This is a genomic window from Wenjunlia vitaminophila DSM 41686, assembly GCF_000380165.1.
Classification (GTDB): Bacteria; Actinomycetota; Actinomycetes; order Streptomycetales; family Streptomycetaceae; genus Wenjunlia; species Wenjunlia vitaminophila.
This window is the reverse complement of record NZ_KB904636.1, coordinates 23,423-38,913: the sequence shown is the minus strand read 5'-3', so window position 1 is coordinate 38,913 and position 15,491 is coordinate 23,423. Positions and strand designations below refer to the sequence as shown.

The following is a 15,491-nucleotide window of genomic DNA, read 5'->3' as shown; positions in this document are numbered from 1 at the left end:
GGGGTTGGCCCGGACCTTGCCGGCTGTCCCACGGGTGCGCAGTGGGCGTACCTGGGGTCGTTGGTCGAAGCTGCTGCCCTGCTGGGCGGTGTTCCCGCGTTCGAGGACAACCACGAACGTTGCGAAGGCCGGCCCAGTGAAGGCGACCGCGGGCAGCAGGAACGCCCGGCCGGGTCCGGGCGCGGGGCCACGGTGCGTGCAGCGCCGGGGCGTGTGTGAAGACGTAGGTCACCAGTGCGCCGGCGAGGCGTGATGCGAAGGACGAGCAGGGTGGTGCGGGGGCCGCGACCGGTGTCCTGGCCTGGTCGCGGTCCCGCGTGTGGGTGCTGCCGGGGTGGTCACGAGCCGCAGCAGCCACCCGCTGGCGCCTCCCGGGTGGCCGTCGCTACCGCGGCCGGGGCGCCGAGCTGCGCGAGTTCGGGCGCGGCGCAGCAGCCGCCACCGTCGGCCTGCTGGGCGTCGGGGGTGTCGAACAGTCCGGCGCCGCCGCAGACCCCGGTCTCGGGCAGGGTGAGTTCGACGTTGTCGGCGGAGTCGAAGTCACCGGCGAGCGCGGCGGCGACGGAGCGGACCTGCTCGTAACCGGTCATGGCCAAGAAGGTGGGGGCGCGGCCGTAGGACTTCATCCCGACGAGGTAGACGCCCTGTTCGGGGTGGGAGAGCTCGCGGTGACCGTGGGGGTAGACGGTGCCACAGGAGTGCTGGTTGGGATCGATGAGGGGGGCGAGCTGGACCGGGGCCTGGAGGCGTTCGTCGAGAACGAGCCGGAGCTCGGACAGGAAACTGAGGTCGGGGCGGAAACCGGTCAGCACGATCACCTCGTCGACGGGGTCGAGGCGCCGGCGGTCTTCGGCGACGATGACCAAGCGGCCGTCGGCGTCGCGCTCGATCGCCTCGGTCCGGAACCCCGTGACCGCGTCGGCGTGCCCGTTGTCGACGGCGGCCTTCGCCGCGAGCCCCAGGGCGCCGCGAGCGGGCAACTGGTCGGCGGTGCCGCCCCCGAAGGTGGAGCCGGAGATGCCCCGGCGCAGGATCCACACGGCCTTGGTCCCGGCGCCTTCCTTGGACGTGGCGAGGTCGGCGAGGTGGGCCAGAGCGGTGAAGGCGGAGGCGCCGGAGCCGATCACCGCGGTGCGCTTGCCCGCGTACCGGGCCTGGACGGCGTGGTCCTTGAAGTCCGGCACGCGATAGGTGATCCGGTCGGCGGCGGTGCGCTCCCCCAGGGCAGGCAGGCCGCTGGCCCCGGCGGGGCTGGGGGTACTCCACGTGCCGGAGGCGTCGATGACCGCCCGGGCCAGGGCCCGTTCCTCGCGGCCATCGGCGTGGCTGACGTGAACGACGAACGGCTGTGCTTCGCGGTCGGCGTCGACGATCCGGTCCCGGCCGGCGCGCGAGACGCCGGTGACAGTGGCGCCGAAGCGGACGCGGTCGCCAAGGACGTCGGCGAGCGGCTGCAAGTACGTATCGGCCCAGTCCCCGCCGGAAGGATGGGTCGCTGGGTCGGGCTTGACCCAGCCGGTGGGTGCCAGGAGCTTCTCGGCAGCGGGGTCGACGACCTCGCCCCACGTGGAGAACAGCCGCACGTGCGACCAGTCGCGCACCGCCGCCCCGGCGGCCTGCCCAGCCTCCAGGACCAAGGGCTCGATGCCCCGGTCGATCAGGTGGGCGGCAGCAGCCAGACCGGAGGGCCCAGCTCCGACCACGACGACGGGCAGCTCGGTGGTGGCAAGCACGGTCACGGCCACTCCCTCATGTATTTCGACAACCATCAATGGACTCTGTGGCCAGCATGACACCTGCATCAATGAGCGTCAACATAGACATTCATCTAATCGAACTAGTCCTGGGGCGCCTCCGCATCGCCGTGATGGCAACCGCCAGTCCCCACTCGCGCTCTTCCGGCCTCTCTTTCCACGTGGACGGGCCCGACCGGCGCCACGGCGCACCTGGCGGCGAGGCGGTACTCACGCACGCCCCGCCCGGGAACCGGCCGCCGTCTCCCGCAGCCCTCGGCGGCCACGCCTGTGTGCTCTGCCCCTGAGGGGGAGAGGGCTTCGGGCCCTACGCGATATGTGGGCTTCGGCGCTCGACGAGGATCACGTCGCGCCAGGTGCCGTGGTGACGGCCGATGCGTTCACGGGTACCGATGGCGCGGAAACCCGCGCGGGCGTGGACGGCGAGGCTGGCCGCGTTCTCCGGGAAGACTCCGGACTGGATGGTCCAGACGCCCGCCGTCTCGGTGGAGGTGATGAGGGCGTTGAGCAGGGCCCGGGCGACACCCCGGCGGCGGGCTGTGGGGTGCACGTACACCGAGTGCTCGACCACCCCCGCGTACGCGCACCGGTCGGAGACCCTGCTCGCGGCAACCCAGCCCAGAACCTGCTCGCCGCCGGGCTCCACGGCCACGAAACGGTGTCGGGGCAACCTGGCCGCGTCGAAAGCGGCCCAGTTCGGCGCCTGGGTCTCGAAGGTGGCGTTCCCCTCATCGATCCCCAACTGGTAGATCCCGAGCACCGACGCCGCGTGGGCGGGGGTCATGGGAATGATCAGCGGCTGCTCAGCGGGCACGGTGGGGTTCCTGTCCCATGATGGTGCGCACGGCGGCAGGGAGGCGCTCCAGGCAGGTTTCGTTGACCCTGTAGAGGGTCGAGGTGCCGCGCCGCTCGGAGAGGACGAACCTCGCCTCGGTCAGGATCTTCAGGTGATGTGACACGGTGGACTGGCCGATCGTGCAGCACTCCACGATCTCCCGTACGGCCATCGGCCTGCGCTCGATGGCCAGCAGGTTCAGCAGCCGGGCCCGGGCCGGCTCGGCCAGGGCCCTGAACCAACTGGCGTACATGGCGGCGTCCTCGTCCGTCAGTGGCGCTGGGCCACGCACTTCCTCATTCATCGATGATCGACGATAGACGATGAAGTGTGCGGCGGGAAGGCCCGGCGGCGGGTCGGCATTCTCGGTGGCCCGTGGGCTGGTGCCGGGTTCGGCCCACCGCGGTGCGCGTCCCGGATGCCGCGTAGCACCGGCGCTGCAAGGCCAACCGCGGCGAACAAGCCGGGGAGCACAGGAAGAAGAGCGCCCGTTCCCGGGTCGCTCGGCAGTCATGTGGGGAGGGGAAGCTGGAGGCTTCCCGACCTGGCGTCAGGCCCAAGGGCCGGCGGGTCAGCCCCTGCGCTTGCTCGGCGAACGTTCGCCGCCCGCTCGACGCGGCCGGAGCCCGCAGGTAGCTGCCGTGGACCCGAGTGACCGCGGTCCGGGTGGCCGGCCCACAGGGCCGCTCCTGATCGCGACCACGGGCAACTCGGCGGGGTCGGCAACTTCTTGCAGCCCCTGGGATATTTCGGCATCTGTCAATCCTTGCGTGGCCACCACTCCTCTGATTTGATGAATATCAACATAGAGATTCATCTAATCAGGAGGGGTTCATGGGAGACGTTGACGTGGTGGTGGTTGGGGGTGGCCAGTCCGGGCTGGCCACGGCACACGCTCTGATGCGGCGGGGGCTGCGGCCGGTGGTGCTGGAGGCCTCCGAGCGGGCGGCCGGCTCCTGGCCGCAGTACTACGACAGTCTCACTCTGTTCTCGCCGGCCCGTTACAGTGGCCTGCCCGGTATGCGTTTCACCGGCGGCGACCTGGACCGGTACCCGCGCCGCGACGAGGTCGTCGCCTACCTGACTGCCTATGCCGCCCACCTGGATGCCGACGTCCGTACCCGCAGTCGCGTGACGGCTGTGCGCGCGGACGGGGCGGGGTTCGCCGTGGACCTGGACGGCGGGGGGACGTTGGTGGCCAGGGCGGTGGTCGCGGCGTCCGGCACCTTCGGCTGCCCCTACCGGCCGGACCTGCCTGGCCTGGACCGGTTCTCCGGTCAGGTCCTGCACGCTGCCGGATACCGCAACCCCGAGCCGTTCGTCGGGCAGCGGGTCGTGGTGGTGGGGGCGGGGAACTCCGCGGTGCAGATTGCCACCGAGCTCGCCACCGTGGCGCAGGTGACCCTGGCCACCCGCCGCCCGGTGAGGTTCCTCCGGCAGCGCACCTTCGGTCGCGACCTGCACTTCTGGCTGAAGTGGACCGGAATCGACACCGCGCCCCTGGGCCGCTTCGTCCGGGCCGTGCCGACCCAACCCGTCTTCGACGACGGCCGCTACCGCGCCGCGCTCGCCGCCGGGGCTCCGGACCGACGAGAGGTGTTCGCGGCCGTGGAGGACCACAAGGTGACCTGGCCGGACGGGAGCGCGCGGGAAGTGGACACGATCCTCCTGGCCACCGGCTACCGCCCGGACCTGCCGTATCTGGCGAACCTCGGCGCTGTGGACGCGGCAGGCCGTCCGCTGCACCGTGACGGAATCTCACGAATCCACCCTGGTCTGGCGTTCGTCGGGCTGGAGTGGCAGCGCAGCCCCTCCTCCAACTCCCTGCGCGGAGTCGGCCGGGACGCCGCACGCGTGGCCCGACACCTGGCCTCTCACGTGTCCCGCATCTGAACGGCAACGAACCCACACCTCTGGTTTCGACACACGTACCGAGACGTGCCGAATGCTGGGGATGCTGCCGCTGCTGGAACCCACCTCCGGTCCTTCCGCGGAGCCGTGGCGGCCCGTCGCTGACAAAGCGGCCGTTCACCGCCGAGGAGGCGCAGACAGCCGCGGGCGTTCAGGGCGCTGGGCGACCCCGTCCGGCTCAGGCTGTTCTCCGCCGCGGCCCAGGCACCAGACCGGAGGGGTGTGCGATATCTGCGACCGAGCCGAGCCGTTGGTGCGTGCCGCCACGGGCACGTCCTCGACGGGCCGCCGTGGTGGTCTGGCCCTACCTTTGGCCCGGCGAGTAGCACACCCAGGTCAGGTGTGGGACACACCTTCGCGCAGCAGTCGTGTGATCTGTGCGGTGGCGTCCCGGGCCGGCCGGCCGACGCCGATCAGGGTGGCAGAGGCAGGGCCGGTCCAGTCGCCGTAGCCGAGGAGGTGCAGCCGTGGCTCGCCGATCGCGCGGGTGCCGTCGGTGGGGATGTGCCGCTGCGGGCCGCGCAGGGCGAGTGGGGCGAGGTGAGCCAGGGCGGGGCGGAAGCCGGTGCACCAGATGACCGCGTCCGCGTCGGCCCGGGTGCCGTCGGCCCACTCGATCCCGGTCGCGGTGAGTCGGGTGAACATCGGCCTGGCCACCAGTTTTCCGGAGTCCCGGGCCGCGCGTACCGGAGGGACGGCGACGATGTCGCCGAGCGGGGCCACCCCACCGGCGTCGGTGCGGCCCTCGTCGAGGGCGCGGCGGCGGGCGGTGGCGATGGCGAACAGGGCCCGGCCGTCGACGTCGTCGGCCAGGAAACGCGGCGGGTGCTGGGTCACCCACGTCACCTCGACACCGTCGAGGAGCAGGTCGGCGGCGATCTGCGCGGCGGAGTTGCCGCCGCCGACGACGGTGACGCGCTGCCCGGCGAAGTCGGCTGGGCGCCGGTAGCCCACGGTGTGCAGTTGGCGTCCGGTGAAGGTGTCGCGTCCGGGTACGGCAGGGAGGAAGGGACGGGACCAGGTGCCGGTGGCGCTGATGACCGCCCGCGCCCGCCAGTCACCGGAGTCGGTTTCGACCCGGAGCCGGTCACCGTCGCCGCGGACGGCCCTCACCCGGACGCCGCGGCGCACGGGCAGGTCGTAGCGTTGGTCGTAGTCGGTGAGGTAGGCCACCACGTGGCGGGCGTCCGGGTACGTCTGTCCCGGCTGGGCGGGCATGGGACGGCCGGGCAGGGAGGAGTGGGCCGCCGGGGAGAACAGGTGCAGGGAGTCCCAGGTGTGCTGCCAGGCCCCGCCGGGGGTGGCCTGGTCGTCGAGGATGACGAAGTCCACTTTCTGGCGGCGCAGGTGGTAGCCGGCGGCGAACCCGGCCTGGCCGCCACCGATCACCACCACGTCCACGCGGGCCATCACGAACCCAGCCGCGTGACCGGGAACCGCCGACGCCAGGCCAGCGAGACGTACACCAGGCCCACCAGCACCGGGACCTCGATGAGCGGGCCGACGACGCCGGACAGGGCCTGTCCGGAGGTCACCCCGAATGTGGCGATGGCCACCGCGATGGCCAGCTCGAAGTTGTTGCCGGCCGCGGTGAAGGCGAGGGTGACGGTGCGGTCGTAGGGCAGGCCGATGGCCCTGCCGAGGGCGAAGGAGCCGAACCACATCAGCGCGAAGTACACCAGCAGGGGCACCGCGATACGGGCGACGTCCAGCGGCTGCGCGGTGATGGTGTCCCCTTGCAGGGCGAACAGGACGACGATGGTGAACAGCAGCCCGTACAGCGCCCAGGGGCCGATGCTCGGCAGGAAGTTCTGCTCGTACCTCTCGCGGCCGAGCCGGCGTTCCCCGACGCGGCGGGTGAGGAAGCCCGCCAGGAGCGGGACCCCGAGGAAGACCAGCACGTTCAGGGCGATCTTCCCCACGGAGACGTCCAGGTGCTCGCCCTCGCCCAGGCCGAGCCACCCGGGCAGCAACTCCAGGTAGAACCAGCCGAGCAGGCCGAAGGCCAGGACCTGGAAGACGGAGTTCAACGCGACCAGGACGGCAGTTGCCTCCCGGTCGCCGCACGCGAGGTCGTTCCAGATGATGACCATGGCGATGCAGCGGGCCAGACCGACGATGATCAAACCGGTGCGGTACTCCGGCAGGTCCGACAGGAAGACCCAGGCCAGCGTGAACATCACCGCGGGCCCCAGGGCCCAGTTGAGGACCAGCGAGGACGCCATGAGTCGTCGGTCGCCGGTGACGGCGTCCAGTTTGTCGTAGCGGACCTTGGCCAGCACCGGGTACATCATCACCAGCAGACCGAGGGCGATCGGCAGGGAGACGCCGCCGATCTCCACCGCGGCGAGGGCGTCGTTGAGGCCGGGGATCGCCCGGCCGAGGCCGAGCCCGGCGGCCATCGCGGCGAGGATCCACACGGCGAGGTAGCGGTCCAGGGTGGAGAGCTTGCCGACGACGGAGCCACCTTCGGGCTCCGCGGGTGCTTCGACACTGGTCACGGACAGGTCCTCTTGGTATCGGTGGCGGCGGTGACCTGGGCGGTCTCGGCGAGCTCGGCGAACCGGCCCGCGAGGGAGGCGATGACGTCCGGGCGGAGCCGGTAATAGGTGAAGCGCCCGCACGGCTCGGTTTCGACGACCCCGGCCTCACGCAGGACCTTCAGGTGGTTGGAGAGGTTGGTCTGCTTCGCGCCGGTCTCCTCCACCAGATGCGTGGTGCACAGGATCTCGCGGGCCAGCAGGGTCACGATCTTCAACCTGAGCGGGTCGGCCAGCACCCGCATCAACTCAGTGTCGACTGACGTCAGCATAAACTGATATTTTCATATCACTGGGCGCTGACGCCAGTCACGACTGACCTGTGGCCCTGTGCGCTCGCCGTCCCGCTGCGAAGGAAAGCCCCATGCCCGCTGCCCCACTCGCCTCCGTGCTGTTCGTCTGCGTCCACAACGCGGGCCGTTCCCAGATGGCCGCCGGCTTCCTCTCCCACCTCGCGGGCGACCGCATCAAGGTCCGCTCCGCCGGCTCCCTGCCCGCCGACCAGGTCAACCCGGCCGCCATCGAGGCCATGCGTGAGGTCGGCGTCGACATCACCGGCGCCACACCCACGGTGCTCACCCCCGAGGCCGTCCAGGAATCCGACTACGTCATCACCATGGGCTGCGGCGACGCCTGCCCCGTCTTCCCCGGCAAGCACTACCTCGACTGGAACCTCGACGATCCCGCAGGCAAGGGCGTCGAGGCCGTCCGCCCCATCCGCGACCAGATCAGAACCCGGGTTGAGGCCCTCATCGCCGAGATCTACGCCACGCGGGGAACGTGACCGCCCTTTACGTCCCCCGACGCGATACGCAACGACGCCACCACCGGCTCAGGACCCCACCGGACACACCGCCGCCGCACCCCGCGCCCCACAGGCATGCGACGGTTCCTGGACGACGTGCGCCCCAAGACCCCGGATGCGCCAGTGCCGTTCACCAGCGGGCGGTCGCCGGCACTTTGGCCGAGCTGAACGGGAAGGACGGCACGGCAAGATCCGATGACGGCCGCCCGCCGGAACGGGCGCTGCATGATCCGGCAGTGCGTCGAACCCTGTAGATCTCTGTCTGGTTGACGGACAGTTCTGAACGAGTGGTGGCCCGATCACCACAGTTGCACACAACAGAACATGTTGTCTAGACCACCAGCTCAGGCCAACATCCTGGTCTCACTGCCGGAGCCACCGAGGTCAACGCGTTCTGCACTGTGGGAATTTGTTGTTTGCTGGTTCCCGTGCTTGACCGCGAAGAAGCGGCTCCCTACCGTTTATCGACGTCCGAGGACCCCACCCCGTACGACCGCTCCGCCGCCCGCCCGAACGGGCGACGTCGATCACGCCCAGCCGTACCCGGCCCGGCGGCAGTACCGCGCGACCTCGACACCGCGAATCCGTAGACCCTGGCCGTGCAAGAGGCGCGACAACGCCGCGCTGCACCGCGCAGCCCCCCTTCGCATCCCCAACCCGTCGGAAGGCCATCGATGACTCACGACCCGGGCATGCACGGCACGAGCCCACATCCCCTTCCCGAACGGCCCCGAAGGCGGGCCGTTCGCCGTCTGTCAGCCGGACTCGCACTGGCGCTGGTCGCGACCGCCATCACGGCGGCTGGATCTGAAGCCGCACCCCCAGCCCAGCCACCCGCCGTCGCACAGCACGCCCCGGTCTTCGCTGGCAACGACGGCCAGCCACACGAGGTCACCTGGGACGCTGACTCCCTGAAGATCGACGACAAGCGACTCAACGTCTGGTCCGGTGAGTTCCACTACTGGCGACTGCCCAGCCCCGACCAGTGGCAGGACGTCCTGCAGAAGATGAAGGCATCCGGCTTCAACGCCGTCTCGCTGTACTTCTTCTGGGGCTACCACTCCAGCAAGCCGGGCTCCTATGACTTCACCGGCGTCCGCGACGTCGACCGCCTGCTCACGATGGCCGAGCAGGAGGGCCTGTACGTCATTGCCCGCCCAGGCCCGTACATCAACGCAGAGACGTCCATGGGGGGCCTGCCGCCGTACACCACCACCTACGGCGGCGACTCGCGCACCTCCGACCCGCAGAACCTGGCCGCGGACCTGGAGTGGCTGAACACCGTCAACAACATCATCGCCCGGCACCAGATCACCGACGGCGGAGGCAGCGTCATCGCCTACCAGGTCGAGAACGAGCAGATCGGCAACTCTGCCAAACAGATCGACTACATCGAGAAACTCCAGGCCGCCGTACGGGACGACGGCATCACCGTGCCGCTGTTCCACAACGACTACGGAGACGGGCACGGTTGGAACGTGCCCGGCAAGCCCGGAGGTTCCAAGCTCGACCTGTACGCCTTCGACACCTACCCCCTCGGCTTCGACTGCAAGGGAAACCGCGGGCGGCTCAGCAACTTCGAGTCCCGTATCCGCTCGTACTCGCCGAACACGCCCGTGTTCATCGCGGAGGGTCAAGGCGGCGCGTTCACCGCCTGGGGACGGGACTTCCAGACCAGCGAGTGCGCAAAGTTCGCCGACCCGGCGTTCACCCGGCAGTTCGCGGTGAACAACCTGGCCAACGGCGTCACCATGTTCAACTACTACATGGAGTACGGCGGCACCAACTGGGGCTGGACCGGGGACCCCGGCTCCGGTTTCACCTCCTACGACTACGGCGCCGCGATCTCCGAAGACCGGCGGATCACCCCGAAGCTGGCGGTGCAGAAGGAGTTCGGCTACCTCCAGCAGGCCGTCACCCCGCTCTCCTCCGCACGCGCGGTCACCGCACCCCCAGTCACCGCCACCGGAGGGAAGGTCGCCATCGGGCAACGGCTGTCCGCCGAGGACGCAGCCGCCTCCTCCGTCTCCGGGCACGGCGCCCGGCTGATCACCCTGCGCCACGCCGACAGCAACGACACCTCGACCAGCGAGGTGAGCTTCCCGCTGGACCTCGGCACTGTGCCCGGCCCGGTCGAAGGAGCCCCCTCCTACCGCTGGAACGACTCCGACACGGACGCCCTCACGTACACAGGCTCCTGGCAGCACGCCGCCGGCCAGGCCTGGACCAGCGGCGACCACAAGGACGACGAGACCTTCTCCGACCAGGCCGGCGACAGCCTGGAGGTCACCTTCGACGGACCAGTGGTGCGCTGGATCGGGCCGGACTCGGTCAACCACGGCACCGCCGACGTCTACATCGACGGCGTCAAAAAGGCCACCGTCGACAGCTACTCCTTCTCCGTGGCCTACCAGCAGGTCAAGTACGAGGCAAACGACCTCGGCCCGGGCCAGCACACCCTGAAGATCGTCGTCACGGGCAAGAAGGGCGACCCGGCCTCCCAGGGCACCTTCGTCTCCGTCGACGCCATCGACACCACCCCCACCGACCCGCCCGCACCACCGCCCTCCGCCACCGCCTACCCGCGCGTCCCCCAACAGCCCGGCACCGCCATCACCCTGGACGGACGCGACGCCAAGGCCCTCGTCGCCGACTGGGCCTTCGGCCCGCATCGGCTGGTGTACTCCACCTCGCAGGTGCTCACCCAGCTCTCGGCGGGCAGCGACCTGCTGGTGCTCGACGGCACCAGGAGCGAAGACGGCGAGACCGTGCTGCGCTACTCCTCCGAGCCGAAGGTCACCCAGCTGGACGGCGCTCCCGTCACCACGACCTGGGACGCAGCCCGCGGCGACCTGCGGCTCAACTACACCCACGGCGGCACCGCCACCGTGCGCATCAGCGGCGACGGCCACGACCTGACCGTCCTGCTCACCGACCGCGACGCGGTGGCCACCACCTGGCAGCTGGACACCGGCGCGGACAAGGTCCTGGTGACGGGGCCCGACCTCGCCCGCACCGCCCGCATCACCGGCGCCCGGCTCGACCTGACCGGTGACACCACCGACGCCGTCCAGGTACGGGTCTTCGCACCGCGCAACATCACCGTGCTCACCTGGAACGGCCGCAATGTCTCCGCCCAGCGCGACGCAGCCGGCGCCCTGGTGGCCTCCCTGCCCCGGCCGAACGCCCCAGCCACGCCCACGATCACGTCCTGGAAGACGGCCGCGTCCGACCCCGAACGCATACCCGGCTTCGACGACTCGGGCTGGACGAAGGCCGACCGCACCACGGCCGACAATCCCTCGCACGGTCCGGGCACGGCCTCGGGCGTGGTCCTCGACACCGACGAGTACGGCTTCCACGAGGGCGACACCTGGTACCGCGGCCACTACACACCCACGACGGCAAGCAGCACGGTGACGGTCACCGCCCGCACCGGCACCGCCGGCAACGCACTGGTGTGGCTCAACGGCACCTACCTCGGCGCCCAAGGCGACGGCGCCGCCACCCACACCGTCCCGGCCGGCGTGACCGAACCCGGCAAGCCCGCCGTGCTCGCCGTCCTGGTCCGCAACATGGGCCAGTACGAGGACTGGTCCGCCGACGGACGCTCCAAGGGCGGCCGGGGCCTGGCCGACGTGAGTGTGCCCGGCTCCGGCGAGGTCGCATGGCGAATACAGGGTGCGGCCGGCGGCCCCAACCCGGTCGATCCCGTGCGCGGCCTCTACAACAACGGCGGTCTGCACGGCGAACGGCAGGGCTGGCACCTGCCGGGCGCCCCCACCGCCGCGTGGGCCACGACCACCTCGCTGAAGAGCGACCGTCCGGGCGTGCGCTGGTACACCACCAGCGTCGACCTGAACCTGGCCCGCGACACCGACACCGCCGTCGGCCTGCGAATCGAGGACGCGTCCGGACGTGCGGCGAAGTACCGCGTCCAAATCTTCGTCAACGGCTGGAACACCGGACAGTACGTCAACAACGTCGGCCCGCAGAACGAGTTCGTCATCCCGTCCGGCTTCCTCAAGGCCCGCGGGACCAACACGATTGCTCTCGCGGTGACCGCTGAGCAGCCCGGTGCCGGGCCGGACGCGGTCCGGCTCGTAGACCGCGGGACCGTACTCGGCGGGGTCGACGGCGGGCAGAACCCATCGCCCGATTACCGCGCCGTCCACGGCGGGAAGGCACCTGACGCAAGGGACTGACCGCAGGTCACAGCACTCCGGTGCCCGCTCGCCGGGGACGGCGCGGGCACCGGAGTGTCGGTGGAGCGGTTGACAGGGGACCGCCTTGCCGTCCTCGGCCGGTCCCCGCACCGCCCCGCACTCGCGCCACTCCGGACGACCCCCAAGGGCACCGGGGCCGAGAGTCTGGTCTGGAGCTGCCACAGCACGTCTTCGGGGTCGTTCCAGTCCCTGCGCACCTGCTCGTAGTACCGCGGAAGCCCTGTGCGACCTCGTCGTGTTCGGTGTTCGACGAGCCAGCGCCCGATGGGGAACCCCTTCGTGCTGGTCGCGGACGTGGGCGGCGAGGTGTCCGTGCAAGGCCCTGTAGGAGCGGGCGTGGGCGACGTCGGTGTCGAAGCGGGGAGCGGTGGTCAATCGGCGGGAGTCACGTGGGGGCGACCCGCGCTCGGGCGGCTTCGCGGGTGATGCCGATGGCGGCGAGCAGGTGCTGCTGGTCGGGGTGAGGCTGACATGGAGGCCGCACTGGCGCTTGACCCGGCCCAGGGCGTCCTTCCCGATGGGAAGACCGCCCAGCGTGTCGGGTCAACGTCGTCTGCGGCAGCTCCCGGTTCACCCTCCACACCCTGCCGGTGGACGAGTACCCGGCGCTGCCGGCGATGCCTGAGGCGTCCGGCTCCGTGCCCGGTGGCGGTCCGGAGCACGGTCCTGCGCCTGGTCGATGCCCTGCCCGAGCCGGAGGCGCCCGCGCCGCGGGTGGTCGGCGTCGACGACGGCGGGCCGCCCTCGGTGACCGTATGTCACGGCAGCCCAAAGATCTTTCCCAGACCCTGGAGACCGTCATGCGCAGCGTCAGAACCGCGGCCCCGGACGAAGTGACGCTCGAATTCGGCATCGAAATCGCAGTCAAGAGCGGCCAACTGGTCAGCGTCGTGACCGAGGCCGGGGGCAAGGCGACCCTCAAGGTGACAGTTGCCTGGCGCAGCGGGGAGCCCGCAGTGAGCACCGTGACGGAGCTCCGGTGCGCGCCCGCAGGGTGGTGGCCGACGCCGGTATGGGGACCGGCAGGTGCTGGCGGCGATCCTGTTCGTGGCCACGACCGGCTGTACGTGGCGGCAACTGCCGCCGGGCTTCGGCCTCTCCGGGCCGACCGCGCGCCGGCGGTTCACTGAGTGGAGCCGGGCCAGGGTGTGGGGCAAGCTCCGTGGGGCAAGCTCCACCACCTGGTCCTGGACGAGCTCGGTGCGAGTGGCGCCCTGGACTGGTCCTGGTGCGCGATCGGCGCAGTGAATATGCGGCCCCTGAAAGGGGGGATCTGACAGGTCCGAATCCCGAAGATCGCGGCAAGAAGGGAACAAAGATCCACTTGATCACCGAGCCGGTCTGCCCCGCTCGATCGGGATCACCGCCGCGAACACCCACGACAGTTAGGGGCTCGAACCCCTTGTGCGCGGTATCCCGCCGATCCGCTCCCGTCGCGGACCACGGCGGCGGCCCGCCAAGCTGCACGGCGACAAGGGGTACGACTAGAACCACCTCCGCCGGTGGCTGCGCTCCCGGAACTTCACCCCGCGCATCGCCCGCAAAGGCGTCGAGTCCTCTCAGCGGCTGGGCCGTCACCGTTGGACCGTGGAGCGGACGGTGGCGTGGCTTGCCGGGTGCCGCCGTCTGCACCGCCGCTACGAGCGCAAGGCCAAGCACTTCCTCGCCTTCACCGGCATCGCCGCCGCCCTGATCTGTTACCGCATACTGGCGACCTGACCAGGCGTGCGACGCCCCAGTAGTCCGTTTTGCTCACTGCCAGTTGGCTGCTTTGATCACAGATGCGGCGGCGTCGGAGACGGAGCCTGTGGTGGTATCGATGATGAAGTCGTCGACCGCGGCCCGGCCGAGGATTCCGTCCAGTTCAGTGGACCGGTCCAGGTGCCATTGCAGGGCTTCAGGCTCGCGGGCGTGGCGGTGCGCCAGACGCTGGTGGATGACCGGCAACTCCGCCCGCAGCCAGCACACCGTGAGATCAACACCTACGGCATCGGCCAGTTGTTTCCGCTCGTCCTGGTGCTCGACCACGCCAGCCAGTACGAGGCGTGTCACTCCTACTTCGAGGTAGTTGCTGGCGATGCTCCGAAGGTTCCGCAGCAGCAGCCCGAAGTTGAAACGGTCACCGGGAGGAGCGGGCCACGACTGCCTCAGCCAGTCGAGGTCGAGCACGGCATGAGGGATCCCGGCGTCGGCGAGAAGGTCGCCCACCGCTTCGGCAAGGGTGGTCTTGCCTACACCGACGGCGCCGTTGATCAGCAGGGCCTGAGCGCTCCGCGTGCTGTCTGCGTGCATGTCGGCATCGTATGTCGAGGAGCGCGAGCCCCGGATGTGCACTCTTGTTGAGAGCCGCCGACAGGAAGCGGAGTCCCAAACGAGATGACCTCTTAGTGTGTGTTTCTGAACGCGTGCACCTTCTGATGAGTGAGCGGATCCAGAGTGAGCACAGACCAGACTGAGAGTAATTTCTACAGTGACGGCCACCTGATTACCCAGCCCAACGGTCTCGCTTTGGAGGCGCCCTCAGTAGGGTGACAGCGGGTTGTCACAGGCGGATGCTTAGATGCCCGTGTGGAGCCAACGACAACACGTGCCGCCCTGCACGAATTCTGCACTGCCCTCTTTGGCGCGGAGCTCGCCACCCGCGTCGTCAGCCTTGCCAGGCCTGGGTTCGAGTTGACCAGAGCTGCGCCGGGGGACGCGGCTGGGAACAGTCGATTCGGTGGTCATCCCATGCTTGAGCCGGGAACGCCTTGGCCTACTTGTGAAGGCGTTCCACTCAGTCTGTTCGCGGTCCTCGACACCGATGCTCTGGCTCCCTGGCTCGATGGTCTCATCCCCGCTGGAACGGGCCTGCTCAACTTCTTCTACCTCGATTCCGAATCCGAGCTGTGCGACCCTGCTGCAGCCGAGGTCGCGAGCGAGTTCTTCTGTGATGCCCAGGAATTGGGTGCGGTGATCGCCGCCCGTTCCGGACGCGCTGTGGAGACGGACCCCCCCGCCCGCTCCAGCGTATTCACACCGATACCCTGGGCGGCCTCACCCGGATTTGCCTTCCCTGACACTTATGACCCGGCATGGGGAACACTCCGGGTGGAACCGGGCATCTACGACGAGGATATCGAGTACATCCGTGACTATGTGAGTATCTCGAACCTCGATCCGGACAACGACTGGGTGTCGCGGCCGGATCACATCCTCGCGGAGAACCTCGCCTTCGGTTGGTCAGTCTTCCCGACAGGAGGCTCTCCGACCCGCCGCAATGGTCAGGACCCAAACCTCTACCATCACTTGCTTCAGCTATCTGATCAGGACGAGTGGCGCATCGGCGGAGACGGCGGCTGGATGCACTGGTCGATTCCTACCGAAGCACTCAGGTCCGGTGACTTCAGCCAAGCAATCCCGACACCGGACATCTGGTGA

11 protein-coding genes and 2 pseudogenes are annotated in these 15,491 nt (G+C 69.7%); 6 read left to right on the top strand and 7 right to left on the bottom strand.

Annotation, left to right across the window (positions count from 1 at the left end):
- Nucleotides 1–338: 338 nt before the first annotated feature.
- From A3IG_RS0102745 to A3IG_RS28370, 3 genes are all read right to left on the bottom strand, one after another.
- Nucleotides 339–1,769 carry an NAD(P)-binding domain-containing protein gene (locus A3IG_RS0102745; RefSeq protein ID WP_051087362.1) on the bottom strand — a complete coding sequence of 477 codons (1,431 nt, stop codon included), beginning with the start codon at nucleotides 1,767–1,769 and terminating at the stop codon, nucleotides 339–341.
- A 292-nt stretch (nucleotides 1,770–2,061) separates the two neighbouring features.
- Nucleotides 2,062–2,538 (bottom strand): GNAT family N-acetyltransferase, encoded by a 477-nt coding sequence (locus A3IG_RS0102740; RefSeq protein ID WP_040910744.1) that lies wholly within the window; start codon nucleotides 2,536–2,538, stop codon nucleotides 2,062–2,064.
- A 19-nt stretch (nucleotides 2,539–2,557) separates the two neighbouring features.
- Nucleotides 2,558–2,893 carry an ArsR/SmtB family transcription factor gene (locus A3IG_RS28370; RefSeq protein ID WP_104530646.1) on the bottom strand — a complete coding sequence of 112 codons (336 nt, stop codon included), beginning with the start codon at nucleotides 2,891–2,893 and terminating at the stop codon, nucleotides 2,558–2,560.
- A 530-nt stretch (nucleotides 2,894–3,423) separates the two neighbouring features.
- On the opposite strand from A3IG_RS28370, the gene A3IG_RS0102730 reads away from it, so the two are divergent.
- Nucleotides 3,424–4,482 carry a flavin-containing monooxygenase gene (locus A3IG_RS0102730; RefSeq protein WP_018382013.1) on the top strand — a complete coding sequence of 353 codons (1,059 nt, stop codon included), beginning with the start codon at nucleotides 3,424–3,426 and terminating at the stop codon, nucleotides 4,480–4,482.
- A gap of 354 nt (nucleotides 4,483–4,836) precedes the next feature.
- On the opposite strand, the gene A3IG_RS0102725 is transcribed toward A3IG_RS0102730, so the two are convergent.
- From A3IG_RS0102725 to A3IG_RS0102715, 3 genes are read right to left on the bottom strand one after another with little or no spacing between them, the layout of a single operon-like run.
- Complete coding sequence (locus A3IG_RS0102725; RefSeq protein ID WP_018382012.1) at nucleotides 4,837–5,910, bottom strand: ArsO family NAD(P)H-dependent flavin-containing monooxygenase; 1,074 nt, start codon at nucleotides 5,908–5,910, stop codon at nucleotides 4,837–4,839.
- Nucleotides 5,910–7,001, bottom strand: coding sequence for an ACR3 family arsenite efflux transporter (gene arsB / locus A3IG_RS0102720; protein ID WP_018382011.1), 1,092 nt, complete (start codon nucleotides 6,999–7,001; stop codon nucleotides 5,910–5,912). Before arsB ends, A3IG_RS0102725 begins: the two co-directional genes overlap by 1 nt.
- Nucleotides 6,998–7,312 carry an ArsR/SmtB family transcription factor gene (locus A3IG_RS0102715; protein ID WP_026219832.1) on the bottom strand — a complete coding sequence of 105 codons (315 nt, stop codon included), beginning with the start codon at nucleotides 7,310–7,312 and terminating at the stop codon, nucleotides 6,998–7,000. Before A3IG_RS0102715 ends, arsB begins: the two co-directional genes overlap by 4 nt.
- A gap of 92 nt (nucleotides 7,313–7,404) precedes the next feature.
- On the opposite strand from A3IG_RS0102715, the gene A3IG_RS0102710 reads away from it, so the two are divergent.
- From A3IG_RS0102710 to A3IG_RS33205, 4 genes and pseudogenes are all read left to right on the top strand, one after another.
- Entirely contained in the window at nucleotides 7,405–7,824 is a 420-nt protein-coding gene (locus tag A3IG_RS0102710; protein ID WP_018382009.1) for an arsenate reductase ArsC, read from the top strand.
- 713 nt (nucleotides 7,825–8,537) lie between these two features.
- Nucleotides 8,538–12,050, top strand: a complete 3,513-nt coding sequence (locus A3IG_RS34930; RefSeq protein ID WP_018382008.1) for a beta-galactosidase — start codon at nucleotides 8,538–8,540, stop codon at nucleotides 12,048–12,050.
- A 776-nt stretch (nucleotides 12,051–12,826) separates the two neighbouring features.
- Nucleotides 12,827–12,949, top strand: a pseudogene (locus tag A3IG_RS34925) (CU044_2847 family protein); the annotation flags it as partial.
- A 106-nt stretch (nucleotides 12,950–13,055) separates the two neighbouring features.
- Nucleotides 13,056–13,790, top strand: a pseudogene (locus A3IG_RS33205) (IS5 family transposase); the annotation flags it as partial.
- 33 nt (nucleotides 13,791–13,823) lie between these two features.
- Here A3IG_RS33205 and A3IG_RS0102695 read toward each other — a convergent pair.
- Complete coding sequence (locus A3IG_RS0102695; protein WP_026219831.1) at nucleotides 13,824–14,363, bottom strand: P-loop NTPase family protein; 540 nt, start codon at nucleotides 14,361–14,363, stop codon at nucleotides 13,824–13,826.
- 276 nt (nucleotides 14,364–14,639) lie between these two features.
- Between A3IG_RS0102695 and A3IG_RS28360 the strand changes: the two genes are divergently transcribed.
- The gene (locus A3IG_RS28360) at nucleotides 14,640–15,491 is read left to right on the top strand and encodes a DUF1963 domain-containing protein (RefSeq protein WP_040910733.1); all 852 of its coding nucleotides are present in this window, start codon (nucleotides 14,640–14,642) and stop codon (nucleotides 15,489–15,491) included.